Raw genomic sequence first — 16,574 nt, 5'->3', positions numbered from 1 at the left:
TTATGGGCGCGGGTCCACATTGCCATTGGATATGGGCCGCATTTTCTATTTCATTAGTTAATACGGGAAAGGTAATTTTACAGGCCCAGGCCAATATCGCGGTTGTGCACAGCCGGTCATCTGGAATGGTTACCAGCCCGTGACCTTTATCAGCCGGATTTGATATAGAATCCCGCAATTGGGAATTTCTAAAAAAATAGAGCTATAATCACTTGCAATATGGATCGATTCTCCGTATGTGACCCCCTGTCGGCGACGCCAGAGCGTCACGCAGCCGACACAAAGGTACGCGGTCGTAGCTCAGTTGGTTAGAGCGCAGGATTGTGGCTCCTGAGGTCGTTGGTTCAACTCCAACCGACCGTACCATTACTTTCAGCCATTCAACAAAAATAGTGTAATAATATCAACCACTTAGGCGGATTTTTTATTGTTGGTTCGGTTCTTAAACGTACCGTTGTGTGATACAGACTGTGCTACAAAATGCGATACAAAGCGTGCCATTGCGTGTTATTATTCCTTCATGGCTGGCTATCGCATTAAATCAGACCCTCATCGTTATTTGAAAGATCGCGACGGCGTTTATCAGTACGTTCGCCGTGTTCCCAAGTCTGTGGCGGACAAGGATAGTCGCGCTCCTATCGTCCGCATAAGCCTAAAAACCACCGATCTCGCTCGGGCGATGACGAAGCGCAACGAGTACGAATCTGCTGACGATGCACTTTGGTCGATGCTAAATGCTGGAGCGGATGGCGATAAAGCCCGCGCACTTTATGATGCCGCAATCAAGCGAGCCGACGCTATCGGCATTTCATATGTGCCAGCCGATAGGCTGCTTGCGATGCCAGATGACGCTCTAGCGGCCCGACTAAACCTAGTAACTGGCAATCCAGTAGAAGACGCAGCCGCAGTGGGCGCCGCGAGCATCCCGTCAGTGTCTGTGACGCAAGCCCTGAAAATCTACTTTGATGAAATCACTCCCGACGAATTGACGGGTAAGAGCGAAATTCAGAAAAAGCGGTGGCGCGCACACAAGCAGCGGGCGATCGACCATTTTGTGAAGATCGTTTCAGATAAGGCTATTGCGGAGATTACGCGCGAGGACGCGCAGAAATTCTATAAGGTCTGGCTACAAATGATAACGAAGCCAGCCAAAGGGAAGCAGCCGATATCGGCCAGCATGGGCAACCGCATGATGGGCGGGATGCGAGTTCTTTTTGCTGAGTATTTCAAGCACATGGGAGATAGGGATCGGCCAAACCCTTTCCGCGATTTGAGCTTTGCAGAGAAGGTCGAAAAGTCGAGGCCCCCGATCCCGACCACAATAATCCGGGAGAAGTTCCTAACCTATGGACCACTCGCCAGTCTAAATGATGAAGCTCGCGGCATCGTCCTAGCGATGATTGAAACGGGCTGTCGACCAAGTGAACTTTGCAACATTACGGCCGAGCACATATTCTTGGCCGACAGGGTTCCGCATATCCTGATTGCGCCTCGAAAAGACGCTGCAGATCCGCGTGAGATTAAAACCGCTTCGTCTGTTCGCAAGCTGCCGTTGGTCGGCATAGCGCATGAGGTTTTTAGGAAGCATAGGAATGGCTTTCCTCGTTACAAAAACAAGGAAGACACGCTGTCGGCGACGCTGAATAAATATTTCAAGGACAACGAGCTGTTCCCAAAAGGCGCGGGCTATACCGTTTATTCGCTTCGCCATTCATTCGAGGACCGCATGAAAGAGGCGGGCCTGGACGATGAACTGCGCCGAATGTTGATGGGGCATACAGTTGACCGCCCACGATATGGTACGGGCGGTTCTTTGGAATGGCGAAAAGAGCAAATGGAAAAGTTCACGCTGCCGTTCGACGTAGCCGTGATTTAATACGATCGCGAATATTATCGTTTGCAGTCAGACTGCGCTGCATTCGTTCCACGCGCTCATAAAGTGGCAGGAGATTCTGTTCTGTTTCCGGAAAGCAGGCAATGACACCGGCTATGGCGTCCAACCATCGTTCGGTGTCAGCAAAGGTGTATGACGCCATTACTTGCTGCTTTCTGCCGGGCCGGCACGGCTTGCCTTATCCGCGGCTTCCTGCGCCTCTCGAACCGATTTCGAAACATCCTCGTCAGATGCGGTGCCGCCCTCGTAGCTGCCTTGCGCACGCTCTCCGATGTGAATGTGCGGAATCTGCTGGTAGGCGAGGTATATGGCGACGAGCGCCGCGATGACGATAAATACCCGCTTGTAGTCTCGCGCTGACATCCTCACTCCCTTTCCCGCAGTGCGGCGCGGTGGCTTTCCGTGCTATCACCTTCGCATTCTCTATACGCTTTCTGCGCCGCCTTCACGGCGTGTTCACCCACCACCATCACACCGCCCTCCGCTGCCGGCGGCGGTTGTCATTGGCTGGATTGCGACGCTGGCCTGGAGCGCCATAGCGGAACCGAACGCCAGTAATGCGCGCCAGTTCGAAAGCGGTGTTGCGCAGCGTCTCAGCCTCGGAGTGATAGCCAAGCGCGCGTACGGCCTTTGAGATCGATAGGACTTGCGCAGCAGTCGTGCCTTGTAGCTGGAACTCAGCGGCAGTCAGGATGGGTGCCATAGCGGCGTGCGTCGTCGATACATGTCTGTGCATGTTATTCTCCTCGTGTTTGGTGGGTGCAAAAAGCCGTGGCGCAAAAACGCGCAAGGGCTGTCATTCTTGGAGATTCGGGGGCTTAAGCGCCCCGTCGCTATCTGTGTGCTGTGACCGTCTCGCCCATCCGATAGGACTTGAAGGTAAGCCAGTCTGTCAGGCCGCGTCCGCCGTTGCACTCGGAGCAGGCGGCAGCCAGATTGTCTAACTGGTCTGTGCCGCCTCCACATTTGCGTCGAAGGTGCTCGAGCGTTGCGCGATGCGGCGGATTTGTTCGTCCCGGCGTGTGGTGCAGAATCTCGATCTGTCGATCACAGTAGCAGCATGATCCGCCCTGTAACGAGACCAGCCTTTGTAACGTTCGCTTTCGTTGTGATGGTGTCATGCGGATAACCCCAACCCAACGCCGCATACGGCCACAACAAATCCAATGACGACGGTCATCTCGACCGCTTCACGGGCGGCATAACGTAGCCACGGCTGTGGGCGGCCATGTTTCCTAGCCTTGTAGTCAGGGCGGCGCATAGGCTCAACATTGCCGGCCTTGGGTGTGTCGGTTTCCGTTTCGAACTCGTCGTTGGCGAGCATTTCCAGGAGCGCGCGGTTCATGCTGCTGCCCTCCGGTCTGCCGCCGGTACGTTGTCGTTAGCGACAGGCTCCAGGCAATAATACCCGTGATTGCCCGCGCCCCGATGGTTCATCGGGATCGTCCAGCCATAGGAAGGCAGGCGCTTGCGAAGATGGCTGATTTGCACTCGCACTGTATTGTGCGCGTTGTCCGGTCCGCCGTTCGGATCGAAAGCATAGACGTTTGTCGACGAGGTCGTTGATGTAAATGCGGCGCGGATAAATCGCTGCCAGCGCGTCGACGATGTTTTTCTGTCCACGTGTAAGCGGCGCGTCCTCAAGCTCGATGGTGGGGTTGCGCTCCATCTTACGCAGCCTCCGCCAGTTCAATTGGAGCACAGCAAGCCACGGCCCCGCTCGTCTGGAAAACTTCGAACGTCTCGCCTGGGCACAGGGCAGCGAGACGGGTCGCCTCGGCCAAGGCCTGCTCGAAGGAGCCGTGTTCGTATGGCATGGTAGTGAAGACGCCAACGCGGCCAGTCTTCTTGCCGCGGCGGAATACAAAGAATCCGCCGCCGATGATTTCATTCAGGCGAGGCTTCGAGCTTCTTCTTCTCTTGGTGGGTTCCATAATTGCAGTCTCCTCGTGTTTTGGTCGGTGGTCAGCAGATCAAGCTGGTGAGGCTGTCTTCGTGCTGTGGTGTCATCGTTATATGCGAAATAGTCAACAAATGTCAACACCTGATGATGACAAAAACACATCATGAAAAATGATATGGTTTATTAACTGTAAATTGTTCTTGAAATGTTCCGAAACAGGTGGAATCCTTAGTCTCGTACCAAGGAGAGGCGGATGGCTGCGTTATTTGTCGTTCAATCCTTCACCGAGTGCCGGTGGGGAATCATTCCTGACAATCCGATCGAAGTTGAAAACGAAGATCAGGCTGTGAGGTTGGCGGAGAGACTCGCGCCAATAAAGCCCGCAGTCATTGCGGTCTATCGCTGGAATAATCAGGCCGAAGTGATTGCAATGTTCGGACGTGTGCCAGAGACCGTCCTTGAGGCCGCAAACGGCTAGTCAGCGCGTGTTGTATTTCCCTACAACACGATGGCATACGGGCCAATCAGCGCGGAACTCTTTGAATTCCTTGTGTGGATTATACTGCTCAAGCATCCATTCGCGATCGTTGTAGCCAACGAGTCGCTTAATAATTGCTTCGTTCTCGTCCATTTCGCTAGTGTGATAAAGGATCACATCTTCGTCACGCATCGGCGGCAGATTGGGGTTCACGAGCGCCGTTTCGCCAGGACGATAGGCCGGGACCATGGATTCTCCAGAGAGAAGCAAGCCGTAGCCGCCCTTAACACCCTGCAGAACAGCGGGCATCTTCATATAGCTGATTGGATCGAACGTAATAATTACGTGCCCGTCGCCGCCCTTGGCTGCCGCATATACGGGAAGGTCGCGTTGATCGCCTACCAGCTCGTTGCCGGGAATTAGTTTCGGTGTGAAGATATCGGCAGGGCGTTCAAGTTCCGCCCGCTCTTCTTGGCCAATCATATCGCCTTTTTCAAAGGCAAGCCAATCCTCGCGAACATTCAAGGCTTTTGCCAGGCGAGCGACGAAGTCGACGCTAGCTCCGCGCTTGCCGCTTTCGAGCAAGCTTATTGCAGACTTGTCGCGACCAACAAGGTCGGCAAGCTGGGCTTGGCTCATGTCACGTGCGACGCGCGCATTCTTAAGGCGAAAGGCGAAATCCTTATCCATGATGGGCTTTTCGCATATTGTTGTGAAATTGTAACGTGCGAATATGTCATCATGTGTTGACATAGATGCGAATATGTCATATCTATACGTCATCAACCGACGCATAAGACGTTGGACAGTTCGAAGGAGGGCCTACCTCATGATGCCAGAAAACATCCTCCCAAGGATATCGGCACTCAATAGATAGCGGCCGCGCGAAGGCGCAATCGTAATAGAGGAGAGAGCGAATGACGAAAGTTGCCGACAGAAGCGAACCGGCTCTCGTTGAAGTGCCGCCATAGAATTCATCAGGGACGCTGGCCGCTGAAACGCGGCTGGCGCTTTCGGCGTTCTTTAAAAGCAGGCTGTTATGGGTCGGCACCACCCGTTACCCCAGCCTGCCCGTACGTCGCGGTTAACACGAGGAGGGCCGAAGCCGCTTCTACGCCGCGATTTCCTTCGCAGGTACCACCCCGCGCGACCAGACAGATGCCGTTAGACACGGCACTTGTCAACAGTCACCAACCACACACGAGGAGACATGCAGCATTCATCAAGGCAGGAACTGCAGGCAACTGCCGCCGCGCACCGTAAAAATGGCGCGTCGTTCGGGAAGATTGCGGAATTGATGGGCATTACCAGAGGTCACGCTTGGTCGCTGCTTTCGGAAAGATCGCCCACGCTCCCGGCGCCAAAGCCAACAGAGAAGACCGTTGTGCGGCGCACAACTTTTAACGGCGGTTATTCGGGAGGATGCATGGACATTTATGTCTCGCTGCCCCGCATAACCATTCTGGACGGTCCATTTACAGGCACAGTCCACTAGCCTTTTGAGGCAGGCCGACCGCGAGGATGACGGGGCCGACGACTAACCTCCCGACGAGGAGGCCATCTTGAAAACGAAATATACACGAACGGGCGAGCGGGACATGACAAACCGCAAGCCTTACCGGACGGCTGCGCAAAAAGCAAAGGCGCGCGCGAACGCCGTGCTTCGGAATGGGACGCACGTTTCCAACGCGCCAGTCACTTACCACCGCGCATCGAAAAGAGGTGCCGCATGACCTGCGAATGCGGTGAATGCTGGGATTTGCCCGGCGAGATAGTCGTCCACAAACTGTGGAAATGGAAGGGCATCATCATTGAGGAGCGCGACAGCTTTCGCTGGCTGACCGTGCGCTTCATGATCCCCGGCACCGGCCTTGTGCAACTTGAAGTCTCGCGCTTCGAAGTCGAGCCCGATTTTGAAGAGGATGACGGCGGAGTCGAGGCCGACAAGCCTGAAGATGACAACGTCATCCCGGTCGATTTCGCCAAGAAAGTGAAGCTTACGAAAAACACCAAGACGAGGGGAGCCGCGTGATGACCTCCACCACGTACAGCCACACGCGCAACTATGCGCCCAAAGACTACGCGGATGGCGACACCCTCTATGAGCGGGAAACCACGCTCGGCCTTGGTGACCGCTTTCTCTGGGGCTTGGCAGTCGTTGCTGTGCTCGCCTTGACGGTCGGCTTCTACGGATGGGTGCTGGCATGATCTCTTTTGCCACAAAAGCCGCGGCTGACATGCCGTTCATCGATCCCGGGCGAAAGCCCGGTGTCGGCCGCATCGGGCAATCCTTGGCGCTTGCAGCGTTCGCGCTGGCAATCGCCACGACAATTGCAGCGTTCCTGTTCTGGAACCTGCTGCTGCCGTTCTACGGGCTGCTTTATCTGTGGGGGGCGGCATGACCGCCCCACGCGCATGGCTGCTCACAAGCCCGCCGGCATGGCTCGTAGGCTGGCTCATACTTGCGGCCGTCATCGCCGCAATCACCGTTACCCACCACACCTACTGAACACGAGGAGACCTATGGCTCTATCTCTTTCAAGCCTCAAGTCGACGAAGAGAAACGATCCGCCCGTGATCCTTCTCTACGGCGTCGACGGCATCGGCAAAACATCGCTCGCGGCAGAATTTCCAGATCCGATCTATCTCGCAACCGAAGGCGAGCGCCCGCCGTCTGATATCGAAATGGCAACGCCCGGCACGATTGAATCCTTCGACGATCTGCTGAACGTCATAGGCGAACTGCTGACCGAAGAACACGACCGCCGCACCGTGATTATAGACAGCCTCGACGGGCTAGAGCCGCTTGTCTGGCGTGCGACCTCGGCCCGCCTCGGTATAAACAGCATCGAGGAGGCCGGGTTCGGTAAAGGCTACGTGGAGGCCGATACCGAATGGAACGAGCTCATGGCAGCGGTGTCGGCGCTATCCCGTGCTGGCATGTATGTCGTCATGCTGGCGCACCCTGAAATCGTTCGCTTCGACAGCCCGACTACCGATCCGTATTCTCGATACCAGCCCAAGCTGCACAAGCGATCGAATGCACTGGTTCGCGAGAAGTCCGACATCGTCGCGTTCATGAACTACCGTATCTCCATCAAGGAAAAAGAAGTGGCCCGCCAGACGAAGGTTAGCCACGCGGAAGGCGGCAAGGAGCGCCAGGTGCACTTCAACGAGGCGGCGGGCTTCAACGCCAAAAACCGCTATTCGATGCCGGACAGCGTCGTTTACCGCAAAGGGCAAGGCTTTACCGACATTGCCAAGTTCTGGCCGGTTGGCAACGACAATGACCAAGGGGACGCCGCTTAATGGAAAAAGCTCTAGCTGGCCTTGTAGCAATCGCAGCCATCCTCTTCTTCGCACCGCTCTTGGGTGTTCTCGGTGGCGCGTTCGTCGGCTGGGTCGTGGGCCTGTTTTTCGCAGAAACGATCCATGCGTTCCTTGCCGCCGTTGGCATCAATGCGGCGGGCCTTGCGATGTGGCAGATCGGCGCTTCGCTTGGTTTCATCGGTGGATTCTTCCGCCCGGCTATTCATCGGGCGAAGGCTTAAATCTCGCCGTCACCACACCCCAACAACACGAGGAAATGACAAATGGCAAAACTAGCCAGCAGATTTGATGCGACTGCTCACGATACAGAGCAGCGCGACTACGAGGAACTGCCGAACGGCGACTATGAGCTGGAAATCGAGGCGTCGGAGGTCAAGGAAGGCGCAAACGGTACCGGCCTCAAGACAACAATGACGGTTCTTCGCCCCGAGGAATACAAGGGCCGCAAGGTCTTCAATTTCTACAATCTGGAACACAAGAACGCGCAGGCGCAAGAGATCGGCCAGCGTCAGTTCGCGAGCCTTTGCCGAGCGATCGGCGTCTCGGAAGTCGAGGATTCCGAAGAACTGCACTTCAAGGCGTTTACGGCAAAGATCGGCCTCGGCAAGCCTTCGAAGGACGGCCAATATCCGGCGCGCGCCGAGATCAAAAAATACTACTTCCCAGATGAAGGCAACGTGCCCCAGCCTTCGATCGACGTCAATCAGCCTGTAGCGCAGGCCCGCCCGGCCAACGACAACCGACCGGCTGCGGCTAACAGCAACACGCCAGCGCCAGCGGCTGCTGCGGCAGGCAAGAAACGACCTTGGGGTTAAGCTAAACAACAGGCGCGGCTACCAACCGCGCCTTCTACCACCAACCACGAGGAGACTTTGATGAGAGTCAGCATTGACCGCTCACAGCTCGCGCACGCCTTGGCGACCGTCACGCGCGCCATCGAAACCCGTAATTCAATTCCTATTCTCGCCAACGTGCTCTTGGCTGTTGAGGACGGCCAGTTGCGCCTCACCGGCACCGATCTGGATGTGGAGATAACGACCAGTCTCCCGGTGCTCGACTGCCATTCGGGCAGCGCAACCGTTCCTGGCAAGATGCTTGCGGATATCGCAAAGCGCGTGACGGGCGACATTACCCTTGAGCTGGATGCAGCTAGCAGTGGAGGCCGCCTTACAGTCGCTTCTGGTCGCAGCCGTTACAAGCTCGATGTCTTGCCTGCTGAGGACTTTCCGTCCTTTAGCGTTGGGAAATTCGACACAACACTTGAGCTGGATCTGGTTGCGCTTGTTGCGCCGTGTGTGCACGCAATCTCCACTGACAAGGCTAGGCAGTTTCTACACGGTGTGTTTTTTCACTCGCACGAAGGCAGGCTTGTTGCGGTCGCAACCGACGGCCATCGGCTTGTCAGGAACTATGGCGACGAGGGAGATACCGAGTACGGCGTGATCCTTCCTTCAAAGCTTGTCGCGATGCTTCCGAAAGGCGTCATCAAGCTTAGTCTGTCTCAGACAAAAGTGCGAATAGAGGCTGGCGGCACCGTCATTACATCAAAGCTGATTGAGGGGACCTTCCCCGATCATGCCCGCCTGATCCCGACTGGAAATTCCATCATTCTTACCGTGGACCGGCAACAGTTGATCGGCGCGCTCGGGCGAGTTTCAGCTATCGCCACTGACGCATCGCGCGCAGTGAAATTGGAAGTCGCGGATGTGCTTTGTTTGTCTATCGCCGACAAGGCGCAGGATGAAATCGAAGGCGAGTTGGACGGCGAGCCTTTGACCATCGGATTTAACCCCAAGTACTTGCAGGACATGCTCGGAGCAGTTGATGAGAAGGATGTGTGCTTCGCGTTCTCTGACGGCATGTCGCCAGCCGTTCTGACCGGCCAAGGCAACTGGACAGGGGTTGTGATGCCCCTGAGAGTGCAGTGATGGACAAATTGGATCGAGAGGTCGTTCACGAAGTCATTGATATGCTTCGCAATAGTGCGGTCGAGGAAGCAATTTTGACCTTAGAACGCCACTTTCTGCCAAAATGGGGCAGCGTTCAAGAATGCAAAGCCGCCGTGACTGTAAACGGTGAGAAAATGGGCGGCATTAGCGATCAGCTTGCAAAGGCTCTTGTAATGCAGGGAGCGGTCTAAAATTGGCACCCCTCCCAAAAGCTGAATCCAGCACCGTCCGCGCCATCTACGCAGCTTACGAGGCCCAGGCTAAGTCCTGGGACTCGTGGGGCATCAGCGTGGGCGAGGCGGGCACGGAATGTGATAGAGCCCTTTGGTACGGCTTCCGCTGGGTCTCAGCACACGAAGTTCATTCGGGCCGCCAGCTCCGCCTGTTCGCCACCGGCAATATCGAGGAAGATCGCTTGGTCGCTGACCTCGAACGCATTGGCGTCGACGTTTACGGGCAGCAGGACAAAATCAGGCTGGTGTCTGGGTTCGTGCGCGGCAAGTGCGACGGCAAGGCAATGGGCGTACCCGAAGCGCCGAAGACTGAGCACCTGCTGGAATTCAAGTCGAGCAATGAGAAGGGTATCAAGGAACTGCAAAAGCACAGCTGCCAGAAGGCCAAACCCTTGCACTACGCCCAGTGCCAGCTTGGAATGCAGGCTTTCGGACTGACACGCTGTCTGTATCTGGCGTCGTGCAAGAACACCGACACGCTCTATGCCGAGCGGATCGAGTATGATGTCGAGTTCTGCCTTCGATTGCTGGCACGCTGCGAACGCATCGTGTTTGCGGACGAGCCACCGAGCCGCATCAGCGAAGACCCGGAGTTCTTCGGATGCATGTTCTGCAAACACCGTGGCGTCTGCCACGAAGGCGTGCAGCCGCGCGTTAACTGCCGCACTTGCCTTCATGTTCAGCCCGAGCATGGCGGTGATTGCCACATGTCATGCGCTCGCTGGAACAAGCCATTGTCGATCGACGAGCAGCGAGACGGCTGCCCGGCTCACCTCTATCTGCCGGGGTTGATAAATGGCGAGCAGATCGATGCCGACGAGGTCGCGGAGACGGTCACATACCGGCTGGCGACGGGTGAGATTTGGGTGGATGGCGCCAACGACAACAAGCCGAACAACAAACAGGTAGCATGATGTTACAGCTTAGAGATTATCAACGCGCCGCTGTTGACGGCCTTTACGACTATTGGCGCGAACAACCTGGCTCACCACTTATCGTGCTTCCTACAGGCGGCGGCAAGAGCCTCGTGCTGGGTACGATCTGCAAGGAACTGATCGAAGGCTGGCCCGACATGCGCGTGCTTGTAGTGACGCATGTTCGCGAGCTCATTCTCTCGAACTATCAGGAGCTGCTGAACATCTGGCCGTTCGCACCGGCCGGCATCTTTTCGGCCGGCGTGGGCCGGAGGGACGCAAAGGCGCAGATCGTTTTCGGCGGTGTGCAGACCATCGCAAACAAGGTGGAGCAGATCGGTCATATCGACGTCGTTCTGGTCGATGAAGCCCACCTGATGCCCAGAAATTCGGAAACACAGTACGGCAAGCTTATCGAAGGTCTGCGCGCAATCAATCCGGACCTGAAGCTGGTCGGTCTCACGGCCACGCCTTATCGCTTGGGCGAGGGGCTTTTGACGGAAGGTGACGGCGCGCTTTTCGACGACATCTGCTTTGAAAAGCCGATCGGCGAGATGATTGAGGAAGGTTATCTCTGCCGTCCGATCTCAAAAGGCATGGCAACCGCCTTCGACCTGTCCGGCGTTGGCAAGCAGGGCGGCGACTACAAGCAGAACGCTCTGCAGGCGGCTATCGACAAGGACGACATCACTGCTTCCGTGGTCGATGAGATCGTCACGTATGGCACGGCATCGGGTGCGGAGCGTAAGGCTTGGCTGTGCTTTTGTAGCGGAGTTGAACATGCCCGACATATGCGGGACGAAATTCGCAGCCGGGGATTTAGCTGCGAAACAGTGACCGGAGACACCCCGACCGGTGAGCGCGACCGCATTCTGGCTGACTTCAAGGCTGGCAATATCCGCGCACTTACGAACAATTCAGTGCTCACGACCGGCACGAACCTGCCTATCATCGATCTGGTGGCGTTTTGCCGACCGACCTTATCAGCTGGCCTCTATGTTCAGATGGCGGGCCGTGGCCTGCGCCTTTATCCCGGCAAGGAAAACTGTCTGTTTCTGGACTTTGCTGGCGTCGTTCGCAAGCATGGGCCTATCGATGCGGTTACGCCGCCGGGTATGAAAAAAGGCGACGGCGAGGCGCCCGTGAAGCAATGTCCGCAAGAGCCTGACGATCGTGGTCTAGTGGGCTGCGGCTCGCTGATCCATGCCTCGCTGCATACCTGTCCGGATTGCGGATACGAATTCCCGGTCGACGAAACGCCGAAGATATCTGCGCAGGCCGAAGACGTGCCGATGTTGTCAAAAGACAACGCCAGCACCCGTCAGGTGGAGCGCCGCACATTTGCATACCACGAAGGCAAGGGCGGTAAGCAGGACAGCGTGAAGGTGTCTTACTGGGTTGGTATGTCGCCAATCAACGAATGGCTCGGCCCAGCCCATACCGGCTTCTTTAAGTCGAAGTCTGACAGGTGGTGGCGAAAGCATGGCGGTCAGGCACCGTTCCCGAAAACTGTGCTCGAATTCATGGAGCGTCAGAACGAATTGCTGCCAACCGGGGAAATCGTTGTGAAGCCCAACGGGAAATACTGGGAAGTTGTTGACGCCATTGCGGGTGTTGCGAATGACAACGTGCCGAAGGCCAGCAACGATAATGAGCCGGCGCCGCACTACGCCCGAGTATCTGCCGGGCTGGCTGACGTATTGGATGACGATATTCCGTTCTAGGGAGTTCCGCATCGCATGTTGGGGCGGGGGCTCTGGTTCATGCGATGCGGATGCATTCCAGAGAAGGTTTGCGGCACCAGAATATGGGCATATTAGCGAATGGTGAAATAACAGAATGTAACGGTTGCCAACAATAGGCTCCGCAACTGCATGAAATAGAAAAGCCCGCTTCGCGATTGGGAGGAGGAGCGAAGCGGGCCGATCTGAAAAGCGCGGTTGGGAGGAGGAGTACCGCGCTTAGGGTCCGGTTTCTGGGAGGAGGAGTAAAACCGGACGAGGCGTAAATAGGCGGTCCACTCATGCGTTGCAAGGGCAGAAACTGCATAGCTGATATGCAGGGAAAATAAAAACCGCCCGGCAGCGGACGGTGCGCGCCTGGGCGGTCTAACTCCCTCCCAAGAGTGGCGCGAATATACATAAACAACCGTCGCATGCAACAGTTAAATCCAAGTATTAATTACACTAAAACAGTAGGATTAAGTTTATCAAAATAAACCAATCCATTAACGGGATGCGCCGCGAGGCATGTTAACTTACCTACCGGACTAACCAACCAACCACCGAAACACGAGGAGCAACAATGCAAAACAAAGCCGACAACACGAAAGCACAGAACTATCTGGCATATGATGTTACCGTCCTGGAACGGGAATTCGCCGACTTGGTTGCGGCATACCCCGAACTGGCAGAAGACGACGAACTGCGCGCCGACACAATCGAAGGCGAGACGGACGCATACCGCGTGCTCGGTAAGATCGTGGCCATCGAGCGCGATGCAAACAGCATGGTACTGGCCATCGGCGAACGCGCCAAGGAATTGGCCGCGCGCAAAGATCGATACACCAGACGCAAGGACGCCATGCGGGCCTTGTTGCTGCGCCTGTTGAAGGCCGCTGACCTGAACAAAGTTAGCCTGCCGGAAGCGACTGTGTCGGTCGGTAAAGGGCGCGCCGGGGTTGAGATTGTGGACGAATCCGCTGTGCCTGCGCGTTTTTTGAAGGTTGTGAAATCGCCTGACAAGACGCTTATCAAAGAGGCGCTGGACGCTGGGAAGACCGTCAAGGGAGCCGTACTGCGCGAAGGCCAGCCTACGCTTACAGTGAGGGCGGCGTGAGCTACGCACCGTGGATGGCTATGATGGGCCCTGATGACGAGCCAGACTACCACGCCTATTGGCAAGAAACGGAATCGCTGGCGGACGCAATGATCGACATTGCCACCTATGACGACTGGTTTTCCGACCTAACCCGCCCGATTGCTAGCGTGCAGCAAGGCGGCGAATCCAGCCTATAACCAACACCCCGCCAGCCACCAACTGGCGGGTTACCACCATGAACCACGAGGAGATGAAAATGAATGAACCGCTACCAAGCGGGCCTTTCGGCTGCGTCCTTGCGGACCCGCGATGGGCATTTAGAACCTACAGCAAAAAGAATGTCGCGCCGGCTAGAGGTCGCCAGCCTTACAGCGTGATGTCGCTTGACGATATCAAGGCGCTACCTGTCGAACAGGTATGCGCCCGCGACTGCTTGCTGTTCATGTGGACCGTTTCACACCTGCAGCGTGAAGCATTCGATGTGGCTGCATCGTGGGGCTTCCGTCCTGTCAGCGTGGCTTTTGTCTGGGACAAGGGCCGGATGGGCATGGGCTATTGGACGCGACAGGAAGTCGAAATCTGCCATCTGTTCAAACGAGGCAAGCCGCGCCGTCTTAATAAAGGCGTGCGTTCGTTGATCAAAGCGCCGCGCCGTGAGCATAGTCGCAAGCCTGACGAACAGTACGACCGCATTGAGCGGCTTGTTGACGGTCCGTACCTTGAGCTGTTCGCACGCCAAGCGTGGGCGGGATGGTCATCGTGGGGCAATGAGGCGGGCAAGTATGTGGCCGCAAACGACAATCAGGATTTGCTGGGGAGGGTGGCTTAATGGCTAAGCTTACAAGGGCACAGGCTCAAGCCCACTCTCAAGCAGTCGCCATCCTACGGCAAGAACGGCTGTCGGAAGACGATAAAGAATTTGTCTACAGGAACTGGAACGAAGGCGCGAACCACGTGAACGGCGCTGCAGGCGCTTTCTTCACACCATTCGACATGGCGTTTGATTTTGCAATAGATGCCGGTGGCGGTCGTATCATCGACCTCTGCGCCGGGATTGGAATGCTGTCTTACGCCATCTGGCAACGCAGCCGATTCAATGACAGCAGGCCGCAGATCACCTGCGTTGAGCGTAATGCCGATTATCTAGAGGTCGGGAAAAAGCTCCTGCCAGAGGCAGAATGGATTCATGCTGACGTGTTTGACGTTCTGGATATGGGACTGGGGCACTTCGACAGTGCGATTAGCAACCCTCCATTCGGAAATATCAAGCGGAGCAAGAATTCCCCGAGGTACAGCGGAAAGGACTTCGAATTCCACGTCATTGATATTGCGTCCCATCTGGCAGACTACGGCACGTTCATCGTTCCCCAAATGTCGGCAGGCTTCAACTATTCCGGACGGCAGAGCTATGAGCGACAAACCAGTGGCAAGGCCGTTAAGTTTCAGGAGCAGACTGGCCTGCATTTCGATACAGGCTGCGGTGTCGATACCGCCTATTTCATCGATCAATGGAAAGGCGTCTCTCCAATGTGCGAGATCGTTTGCGTTGACTTTACAGAAGCGCGCCCTGTTGCCGCGAAAGCGCAACCGGCGAATGACAACCAGCCTCCCTTACAGGCCAGCCTATTCGGAGACGCCGCATGAGCCATCCCGAACAGTGTCACGTCTGCGCCCGCCACGCCGTCGGCCTCGGCGTGCAGTCAGACCGCGAACCTATCCGCTGGCTGTGCAAGGAATGCGCCGACATTGCCGAGCATATTCGGCACCGGCGTCGGTTGGACCCTTACGAACTTCGCGCTCTTGATACGGGCGTTGAGGCGGTTGGTTCATACCTTCAAGAGCTTGGCAAAACCGACCTTAAGGAAATGGACGAGCTTGAGGCGCGCATGCTGGTGAAAGCCGCGTGGGAAGGTTGCGGGCGAGGAATGCGGGAAGCGTTGAAGGAGGCGCCGTTCTAAGTTCCGTTCGGCGGTTCGATAGATGGCATCTTCTTGAGTAACGTATCGTTGTATGTGGCGCCACCCTGACCATGATGAACTTTGCGATGGCAGGTTGGGCAAAGCGCAATCACATAACTGGGGTCATCAGGGCCGCCGTCGCTCACTCGACGGATATGATGAGGTTCCAGGTACGGTTGGCCGTTGATGCGCAGAAAGGGCGCTTGGCAGCTGCAACCCTCACAATGACCGTTGGCCCGAGCAAGCACATAATCTCTAACGTGTCGGCTTCGCTCATAGATGGTACGAGTTGACGCTTTACCCTCGCGGCTTCCCGCTGCTTGTCGAGCAAGATCTCTCATAGCAGCTAAATCGACAGCGGGAACGGGCTGTTCATCGTCGACGGCTTCAACAATGTTCTCGAGGTTTCTAAGTTCGAAGATAATGGCTTTGCGCATATCATCGTTGCGATCAGGCGACTGTCCCCAACGCCAACTTTCGCAGACAAAGCTGCCCAGGAAGATCAGATCTTTGCCTTTCCCGAGGCTTTCGAAAAGGAGTAGATCCTTGCCCAACATAGCATGGTCACGAATTGCTTTATTGCCGCGGACCATTTCCATGTCGCCTACCTGACCTTCACCATAATAGTCAAAACGTCCATCGGGCAGATGTTGGTCTTCATAGCCGTAGTGACTGCCAGCCTTACCGGTGATGATAATTACAACGTTATGGTTGGACGGAGTAACGATGCCACCCTGTTGCTGGCCAGCAAACTGACCATGAATGTCGTTTCGCCTGTTATAGTGTCTGCCGACGACAAAACCCCAAGTCATGCTTACCCCGCGCATAAAGCCAGGGTTAAGCACTACAAAAACAACCAGCGGTTTTCCAGTTTAATTCGCATGAGCCTAAGCTGCCATCTTTACATCAGTCGGCCGTCTCGCAACTGTTGTTCGCGCTCATGTTCGACGCGATCGAGTATCGCAAAAGCTTGCTGGGCAACGTCTTCTGTCAGCGCAATTTGTAGTCGGCCTTTGAATGTTATCGGCCGGCGCGTGGACTTAGCCACAATGGACCACGTGCCATCCCCGTTCTTAAGCATATCGTAGTCTTTAC

24 protein-coding genes and 1 tRNA gene are annotated in these 16,574 nt (G+C 55.9%); 18 read left to right on the top strand and 7 right to left on the bottom strand.

What is annotated here, in order from left to right; genetic code table 11:
• The first annotated feature begins 289 nt into the window (after window positions 1-289).
• Window positions 290-366, top strand: a tRNA-His gene (locus OINT_RS17710).
• A gap of 154 nt (window positions 367-520) precedes the next feature.
• Window positions 521-1,876 (top strand): site-specific integrase, encoded by a 1,356-nt coding sequence (locus OINT_RS17705; RefSeq protein WP_021587383.1) that lies wholly within the window; start codon window positions 521-523, stop codon window positions 1,874-1,876.
• Between the two features lie 159 nt (window positions 1,877-2,035).
• Here the strand turns inward: OINT_RS17705 and OINT_RS17700 are convergent, their stop codons facing one another.
• From OINT_RS17700 to OINT_RS17685, 5 genes are all read right to left on the bottom strand, one after another.
• Window positions 2,036-2,257, bottom strand: coding sequence for a hypothetical protein (locus OINT_RS17700; protein ID WP_006471939.1), 222 nt, complete (start codon window positions 2,255-2,257; stop codon window positions 2,036-2,038).
• A gap of 106 nt (window positions 2,258-2,363) precedes the next feature.
• Complete coding sequence (locus OINT_RS17695) at window positions 2,364-2,630, bottom strand: hypothetical protein (RefSeq protein WP_006471940.1); 267 nt, start codon at window positions 2,628-2,630, stop codon at window positions 2,364-2,366.
• Between the two features lie 381 nt (window positions 2,631-3,011).
• Window positions 3,012-3,239 carry a hypothetical protein gene (locus OINT_RS17690; RefSeq protein ID WP_006469263.1) on the bottom strand — a complete coding sequence of 76 codons (228 nt, stop codon included), beginning with the start codon at window positions 3,237-3,239 and terminating at the stop codon, window positions 3,012-3,014.
• A complete protein-coding gene (locus OINT_RS23640; RefSeq protein ID WP_138920928.1) occupies window positions 3,236-3,517 on the bottom strand; it encodes a response regulator transcription factor in 282 nt (93 codons plus the stop codon). Before OINT_RS23640 ends, OINT_RS17690 begins: the two co-directional genes overlap by 4 nt.
• Window positions 3,518-3,564: 47 nt before the next feature.
• Window positions 3,565-3,828, bottom strand: a complete 264-nt coding sequence (locus OINT_RS17685; RefSeq protein ID WP_006469260.1) for a hypothetical protein — start codon at window positions 3,826-3,828, stop codon at window positions 3,565-3,567.
• Between the two features lie 222 nt (window positions 3,829-4,050).
• On the opposite strand from OINT_RS17685, the gene OINT_RS17680 reads away from it, so the two are divergent.
• A complete protein-coding gene (locus OINT_RS17680; protein WP_006469259.1) occupies window positions 4,051-4,275 on the top strand; it encodes a hypothetical protein in 225 nt (74 codons plus the stop codon).
• On the opposite strand, the gene OINT_RS17675 is transcribed toward OINT_RS17680, so the two are convergent.
• Entirely contained in the window at window positions 4,276-4,965 is a 690-nt protein-coding gene (locus OINT_RS17675) for an XRE family transcriptional regulator (protein ID WP_006471942.1), read from the bottom strand.
• A gap of 1,039 nt (window positions 4,966-6,004) precedes the next feature.
• Between OINT_RS17675 and OINT_RS17665 the strand changes: the two genes are divergently transcribed.
• The 15 genes from OINT_RS17665 (at window position 6,005) to OINT_RS17600 (ending at window position 15,479) form a co-directional block, all read left to right on the top strand.
• The gene (locus OINT_RS17665) at window positions 6,005-6,307 is read left to right on the top strand and encodes a hypothetical protein (protein ID WP_006469255.1); all 303 of its coding nucleotides are present in this window, start codon (window positions 6,005-6,007) and stop codon (window positions 6,305-6,307) included.
• Window positions 6,307-6,483: a hypothetical protein gene (locus OINT_RS23910; RefSeq protein ID WP_157796389.1), complete on the top strand. Its 177-nt coding sequence runs from the start codon at window positions 6,307-6,309 to the stop codon at window positions 6,481-6,483. The genes OINT_RS17665 and OINT_RS23910 overlap by 1 nt, the downstream gene beginning before the upstream one ends.
• Window positions 6,480-6,677: a hypothetical protein gene (locus OINT_RS17660; protein WP_006471944.1), complete on the top strand. Its 198-nt coding sequence runs from the start codon at window positions 6,480-6,482 to the stop codon at window positions 6,675-6,677. The genes OINT_RS23910 and OINT_RS17660 overlap by 4 nt, the downstream gene beginning before the upstream one ends.
• A 121-nt stretch (window positions 6,678-6,798) precedes the next feature.
• The gene (locus tag OINT_RS17655; protein WP_006471945.1) at window positions 6,799-7,584 is read left to right on the top strand and encodes an ATP-binding protein; all 786 of its coding nucleotides are present in this window, start codon (window positions 6,799-6,801) and stop codon (window positions 7,582-7,584) included.
• Window positions 7,584-7,826 (top strand): hypothetical protein, encoded by a 243-nt coding sequence (locus OINT_RS17650; RefSeq protein WP_006469251.1) that lies wholly within the window; start codon window positions 7,584-7,586, stop codon window positions 7,824-7,826. The genes OINT_RS17655 and OINT_RS17650 overlap by 1 nt, the downstream gene beginning before the upstream one ends.
• A gap of 42 nt (window positions 7,827-7,868) precedes the next feature.
• Window positions 7,869-8,420, top strand: a complete 552-nt coding sequence (locus tag OINT_RS17645; protein ID WP_006469250.1) for a DUF669 domain-containing protein — start codon at window positions 7,869-7,871, stop codon at window positions 8,418-8,420.
• Between the two features lie 60 nt (window positions 8,421-8,480).
• Complete coding sequence (gene dnaN, locus OINT_RS17640) at window positions 8,481-9,533, top strand: DNA polymerase III subunit beta (RefSeq protein WP_006471946.1); 1,053 nt, start codon at window positions 8,481-8,483, stop codon at window positions 9,531-9,533.
• Window positions 9,533-9,745, top strand: a complete 213-nt coding sequence (locus OINT_RS17635; protein ID WP_006471947.1) for a hypothetical protein — start codon at window positions 9,533-9,535, stop codon at window positions 9,743-9,745. The genes dnaN and OINT_RS17635 overlap by 1 nt, the downstream gene beginning before the upstream one ends.
• Before the next feature lie 2 nt (window positions 9,746-9,747).
• Entirely contained in the window at window positions 9,748-10,701 is a 954-nt protein-coding gene (locus OINT_RS17630; protein ID WP_006469247.1) for a hypothetical protein, read from the top strand.
• On the top strand, window positions 10,701-12,425 hold the full coding sequence (locus OINT_RS17625; RefSeq protein WP_100229492.1) for a DEAD/DEAH box helicase: 1,725 nt from the start codon (window positions 10,701-10,703) through the stop codon (window positions 12,423-12,425). Before OINT_RS17630 ends, OINT_RS17625 begins: the two co-directional genes overlap by 1 nt.
• 580 nt (window positions 12,426-13,005) lie before the next feature.
• Entirely contained in the window at window positions 13,006-13,539 is a 534-nt protein-coding gene (locus tag OINT_RS17620; protein WP_006469246.1) for a siphovirus Gp157 family protein, read from the top strand.
• Complete coding sequence (locus OINT_RS17615; RefSeq protein WP_006469245.1) at window positions 13,536-13,718, top strand: hypothetical protein; 183 nt, start codon at window positions 13,536-13,538, stop codon at window positions 13,716-13,718. The genes OINT_RS17620 and OINT_RS17615 overlap by 4 nt, the downstream gene beginning before the upstream one ends.
• Before the next feature lie 38 nt (window positions 13,719-13,756).
• On the top strand, window positions 13,757-14,350 hold the full coding sequence (locus tag OINT_RS17610) for an MT-A70 family methyltransferase (RefSeq protein WP_006469244.1): 594 nt from the start codon (window positions 13,757-13,759) through the stop codon (window positions 14,348-14,350).
• Entirely contained in the window at window positions 14,350-15,165 is an 816-nt protein-coding gene (locus OINT_RS17605) for a methyltransferase (RefSeq protein ID WP_006469243.1), read from the top strand. The genes OINT_RS17610 and OINT_RS17605 overlap by 1 nt, the downstream gene beginning before the upstream one ends.
• Window positions 15,162-15,479, top strand: a complete 318-nt coding sequence (locus OINT_RS17600) for a DUF6511 domain-containing protein (protein WP_006471950.1) — start codon at window positions 15,162-15,164, stop codon at window positions 15,477-15,479. The genes OINT_RS17605 and OINT_RS17600 overlap by 4 nt, the downstream gene beginning before the upstream one ends.
• On the opposite strand, the gene OINT_RS17595 is transcribed toward OINT_RS17600, so the two are convergent.
• Window positions 15,476-16,291 (bottom strand): HNH endonuclease, encoded by an 816-nt coding sequence (locus OINT_RS17595; protein ID WP_235691682.1) that lies wholly within the window; start codon window positions 16,289-16,291, stop codon window positions 15,476-15,478. The genes OINT_RS17600 and OINT_RS17595 overlap by 4 nt on opposite strands.
• Window positions 16,292-16,574 lie beyond the last annotated feature (283 nt).

The sequence above is a fragment of the Brucella intermedia LMG 3301 genome, assembly GCF_000182645.1.
Lineage (GTDB): Bacteria > Pseudomonadota > Alphaproteobacteria > Rhizobiales > Rhizobiaceae > Brucella > Brucella intermedia.
The sequence above is the reverse complement of the archived record's forward strand: the minus strand, read 5'-3'. Positions and strand labels throughout refer to the sequence as shown.

Excerpts from the sequence above, each read along its gene's own strand:
- OINT_RS17705 (WP_021587383.1), top strand. The coding sequence starts at position 521 with ATGGCTGGCTATCGCATTAAATCAGACCCTCATCGTTATTTGAAAGAT.
- OINT_RS17700 (WP_006471939.1), bottom strand. The coding sequence starts at position 2,257 with ATGTCAGCGCGAGACTACAAGCGGGTATTTATCGTCATCGCGGCGCTC.
- OINT_RS17695 (WP_006471940.1), bottom strand. The coding sequence starts at position 2,630 with ATGCACAGACATGTATCGACGACGCACGCCGCTATGGCACCCATCCTG.
- OINT_RS17690 (WP_006469263.1), bottom strand. The coding sequence starts at position 3,239 with ATGAACCGCGCGCTCCTGGAAATGCTCGCCAACGACGAGTTCGAAACG.
- OINT_RS17685 (WP_006469260.1), bottom strand. The coding sequence starts at position 3,828 with ATGGAACCCACCAAGAGAAGAAGAAGCTCGAAGCCTCGCCTGAATGAA.
- OINT_RS17680 (WP_006469259.1), top strand. The coding sequence starts at position 4,051 with ATGGCTGCGTTATTTGTCGTTCAATCCTTCACCGAGTGCCGGTGGGGA.
- OINT_RS17675 (WP_006471942.1), bottom strand. The coding sequence starts at position 4,965 with ATGGATAAGGATTTCGCCTTTCGCCTTAAGAATGCGCGCGTCGCACGT.
- OINT_RS17665 (WP_006469255.1), top strand. The coding sequence starts at position 6,005 with ATGACCTGCGAATGCGGTGAATGCTGGGATTTGCCCGGCGAGATAGTC.
- OINT_RS23910 (WP_157796389.1), top strand. The coding sequence starts at position 6,307 with ATGACCTCCACCACGTACAGCCACACGCGCAACTATGCGCCCAAAGAC.
- OINT_RS17660 (WP_006471944.1), top strand. The coding sequence starts at position 6,480 with ATGATCTCTTTTGCCACAAAAGCCGCGGCTGACATGCCGTTCATCGAT.
- OINT_RS17655 (WP_006471945.1), top strand. The coding sequence starts at position 6,799 with ATGGCTCTATCTCTTTCAAGCCTCAAGTCGACGAAGAGAAACGATCCG.
- OINT_RS17650 (WP_006469251.1), top strand. The coding sequence starts at position 7,584 with ATGGAAAAAGCTCTAGCTGGCCTTGTAGCAATCGCAGCCATCCTCTTC.
- OINT_RS17645 (WP_006469250.1), top strand. The coding sequence starts at position 7,869 with ATGGCAAAACTAGCCAGCAGATTTGATGCGACTGCTCACGATACAGAG.
- dnaN (WP_006471946.1), top strand. The coding sequence starts at position 8,481 with ATGAGAGTCAGCATTGACCGCTCACAGCTCGCGCACGCCTTGGCGACC.
- OINT_RS17635 (WP_006471947.1), top strand. The coding sequence starts at position 9,533 with ATGGACAAATTGGATCGAGAGGTCGTTCACGAAGTCATTGATATGCTT.
- OINT_RS17625 (WP_100229492.1), top strand. The coding sequence starts at position 10,701 with ATGTTACAGCTTAGAGATTATCAACGCGCCGCTGTTGACGGCCTTTAC.
- OINT_RS17620 (WP_006469246.1), top strand. The coding sequence starts at position 13,006 with ATGCAAAACAAAGCCGACAACACGAAAGCACAGAACTATCTGGCATAT.
- OINT_RS17610 (WP_006469244.1), top strand. The coding sequence starts at position 13,757 with ATGAACCACGAGGAGATGAAAATGAATGAACCGCTACCAAGCGGGCCT.
- OINT_RS17605 (WP_006469243.1), top strand. The coding sequence starts at position 14,350 with ATGGCTAAGCTTACAAGGGCACAGGCTCAAGCCCACTCTCAAGCAGTC.
- OINT_RS17600 (WP_006471950.1), top strand. The coding sequence starts at position 15,162 with ATGAGCCATCCCGAACAGTGTCACGTCTGCGCCCGCCACGCCGTCGGC.
- OINT_RS17595 (WP_235691682.1), bottom strand. The coding sequence starts at position 16,291 with ATGACTTGGGGTTTTGTCGTCGGCAGACACTATAACAGGCGAAACGAC.